Origin of the sequence: Corallococcus carmarthensis (assembly GCF_003611695.1) — a bacterium.
Classification (GTDB): Bacteria; Myxococcota; Myxococcia; order Myxococcales; family Myxococcaceae; genus Corallococcus; species Corallococcus carmarthensis.
The window spans coordinates 1-2,893 of record NZ_RAWE01000418.1 but is presented as its reverse complement, the minus strand read 5'-3'; the positions used below and the strand labels follow the sequence as shown (position 1 = coordinate 2,893).

4 protein-coding genes are annotated in these 2,893 nt (G+C 69.4%); 1 reads left to right on the top strand and 3 read right to left on the bottom strand.

Features of this window, described 5'->3' with window-relative positions; genetic code table 11:
* The 3 genes from D7X32_RS43965 to D7X32_RS43955 form a co-directional block, all read right to left on the bottom strand.
* Positions 1-501, bottom strand: a 501-nt coding sequence (locus D7X32_RS43965) for a cyclic di-GMP-binding domain-containing protein, MshE-related (RefSeq protein ID WP_500683176.1), incomplete at its 3' end; no start/stop codon positions are given.
* A 9-nt stretch (positions 502-510) separates the two neighbouring features.
* Positions 511-1,263, bottom strand: coding sequence for a cyclic di-GMP-binding domain-containing protein, MshE-related (locus D7X32_RS43960; RefSeq protein WP_120608421.1), 753 nt, complete (start codon positions 1,261-1,263; stop codon positions 511-513).
* Between the two features lie 59 nt (positions 1,264-1,322).
* On the bottom strand, positions 1,323-2,153 hold the full coding sequence (locus D7X32_RS43955) for a DUF4292 domain-containing protein (RefSeq protein WP_120608420.1): 831 nt from the start codon (positions 2,151-2,153) through the stop codon (positions 1,323-1,325).
* Positions 2,154-2,195: 42 nt separating this feature from the next.
* Here D7X32_RS43955 and D7X32_RS43950 point away from each other — a divergent pair.
* On the top strand, positions 2,196-2,893 hold a 698-nt coding region (locus D7X32_RS43950), incomplete at its 3' end, for a MotA/TolQ/ExbB proton channel family protein (protein WP_147450521.1).

Below are 2,893 nucleotides of genomic sequence, written 5' to 3'. Positions count from 1 at the left end.
CGGCAGGATGTCCGGCGAATCGTCCTCGTCCATGTCCATCGGTTCAGCCTCCACGATGTCCAGGGGCTCGCCCCGGCCGCGCGCGAGCGCCTGTTCCATGTCGTCCTGCGAAGCGACGAACACCTTGAGCGGCTTGCGCAGTTGGAAGCGCAGCTCGTCCACCAGCGTCAGGTTGCCCGGGTCCTCCACCGCGACGTGGATCTTCTCGCTGCGGCCGTCCTGCTCCGCCGCGAAGAGGAGCACCCGGTGCTCGCTCTGGAAGTCCATGGACACCAGCGAGGACACCCCATGCGGGATGAAATCGGGGATCTCCACGAACGGCAGCTCGTGCTGCGCCGCCAGCGCCCGCGCGATGTCCCGGCCCGTGCACAGGCCCATGGACACCAGCACCTCGCCCAGCTTGCGGCCCTGTCCGCGACGTCCGGAGGCCAGGGCCTGCTTCACCTGCTCGTCCGTCACCACTCCGGCCTGGACGAGGAGTTCACCAATCTTCTTGCGCATGGCCGGGGGCTACCGCTTGACCTTGGCGAGGTATTCCTCGCGGGAGAAAACACCCTTCTCGATGAGCAGCTCCACCATGGCCTTCAGCGCCGCGACCTCCTTGCGCTGGACCTCCTCCACGCTCTTGAGCAGCTCCGCGGGGCTGCCGGAGGCGGCCTGGCGGGCAGGCTCCGCGGGGGGAGGCGGCCGGGGCGGAGGAGCGGCGGCGGGCTTGGGGGACATGGCGACGGCGGCGGCCGGGTCCAGGTCCTTGAGGTTCTTCACGACGGTGCGGCCCTGCGCGTCCACCACCTTGAAGTTGGTGTCCGCGTCCTCCAGCTCCGCCGTCTCCTCGTAGAGGCGCGCGAACGCCCGCGCCACGGAGGTGCGCCCCGCCACGTTGGCCACGATGCGGCACTTGGACAGGGCCCGCAGTTCGTCCAGCACCCGGACGTTGAGCGGATCCGACATGGCCACGACCAGCGTCTTGCCGTCGTCGCGCAGCTGCAGGGGCACGACGGAGAAGTCGCGCGCGGTCTGCGCGGGAATCTTGGCCTTCACGTGCGGCGGCACCATCTGCACGGCGTCCAGGTTCACCGCCGGCATGCCGAGCTGCTTCGACAAGGCGCGCACGAGGATGTCCTCGGAGACGAGGTTCATCCGGACGAGGATCTCGCCCAGCTTCCCGCCCCACTTGGCCTGCTCGGCGAGCGCCGCCTTGAGCTGGCTCTCCTGCAGGACGTTCGCCTTGATCAGCAGTTCTCCAAGCTTGATCTGTGCCATGTCGTGCGCGCCATAGTACCCGGTTTGCGCCGGGGCGCTGCCTTTCGACGCCTGGAAGCTCAGGAACCCGGCGCCGGGGGCGGGGGCGACACCGTCCCCTCCGAGCGGACCTCCTGGCCCCGCGCGTCGACGTCCACCACCTTCGCCCCTTCCGGGGGCGTCAGCTCGTAGAGCGTCAGGTCCGGGCGGCCGTTGAGGCGGATGTCCGTGTACTTCAGGTCCAGCTGGGTGTCCGCCGTGGAGGCGATGAGGTGCACCTTGCCGGGGAAGAGCTGGCCGCCGCGCTGCTCGAAGTCCTCGAACGCCAGGTCGTAGCCCGGCACGCCCCGGACCTCGCTCTTCACCACGCGCAGGTGCTTGGGATCCACGCGGAGTGTCTGTGTCGCGGGCCCCCGCTGGAGCTTCAGCACGTACACCCGCTCCTTCTCGTCCAGCTCCAGGGTCATGGACTCCGGCGGCAGGAGGGGGACCTGTCCCAGCATCACCGCCACCAGCTCCTCGCTTGGCAGGACGACAGGCAGGAAGCGGGACACGTTCTCCGCGCTCGCCGGGCCCTGGAGGTACGTGTTCTCCCGCGCCTGGTAGACGCCGAAGCGCTTGCCGTCGGAGACGAGCGAGGCCACCGGGCGGTTGAAGAAGTCGTACGTCTCCAGGTGGATGAAAGCCGGACGGGTGATGGAGAGGTAGGTGGAGAGCGTGCCGCTGCCCTGGGGTGAATCCACGTGCAGCTTGGCGTCGCCCTCCAGGTTCACCACCTGCGCCTGCCGCTCGCGCACGTGCTGGTAGAGCGTCTGGGCGTCCTCGATGCGACCTTCCGGACCGAACTCGAGGCGTTTGGGGCAGGCCGAACAGAGGAGGGCCAGGAAGATTGCGGCGGCTGCGCGGTTCATATGTCCTAGTGTGAGCCAGGGCTACCCGCCCGGTCATCCATCATGAGCCTGAACGATCTACTTCATTACCTTCGCCTGGGCGGCGTCACCCTCGCCCTCCTCCTGGGCGCCTCCGTGGTGGCCCTGGGCGTGGCCATCGAGCGGCTCATCGCCCTCTGGGGTGTGAGCGAGCGCTCCCGCAACCTGGGGGAGATCGTCCAGAAGCACCTCCTCCGGGGGGACGTGGCCGCCGCCCGCACCGCCGCCGAGCGCTCGGACGCCGTGGCGGCCGACATCTTCCTCGCAGGCTTCGACCGTTGGGAGCGCTCCCGCTCCACCGGTGGCAACGGCATCGAGTCCGCCGTGGAGCGCGAACGCGCCCAGGTGGGGCTCAAGCTGCGGCGCAACCTGTGGCTGCTCGCCACCATCGGTTCGACGACGCCCTTCGTGGGCCTCTTCGGCACCGTGGCCGGCATCATGCGTTCCTTCAAGGACCTGGGCGTGGACGTGGAGGCCGGCGGCACCGGCGGCTCCGCGGCCGTGATGACGGGCATCTCCGAGGCGCTCGTCGCCACCGCCGTGGGCATCCTCGTCGCCGTGCAGGCGATGGTCTTCTACAACTACTTCCAGGCCCGGCTGTCCCGCGTGCTGGTGGAGCTGCGCCTATTGGGCGACGAGTTCGTGGAGATCCTCAAGGAGCGCGCCGTGGGTGGCCCGCTGCCGGAAGCCACGCCCTCGCGTGAGAGCACCCCGCCCACGCC

Bases quoted from the DNA above. Each gene is read 5' to 3' on its own strand.
- D7X32_RS43960 (WP_120608421.1), bottom strand. From the start codon at position 1,263: ATGGCACAGATCAAGCTTGGAGAACTGCTGATCAAGGCGAACGTCCTG.
- D7X32_RS43955 (WP_120608420.1), bottom strand. From the start codon at position 2,153: ATGAACCGCGCAGCCGCCGCAATCTTCCTGGCCCTCCTCTGTTCGGCC.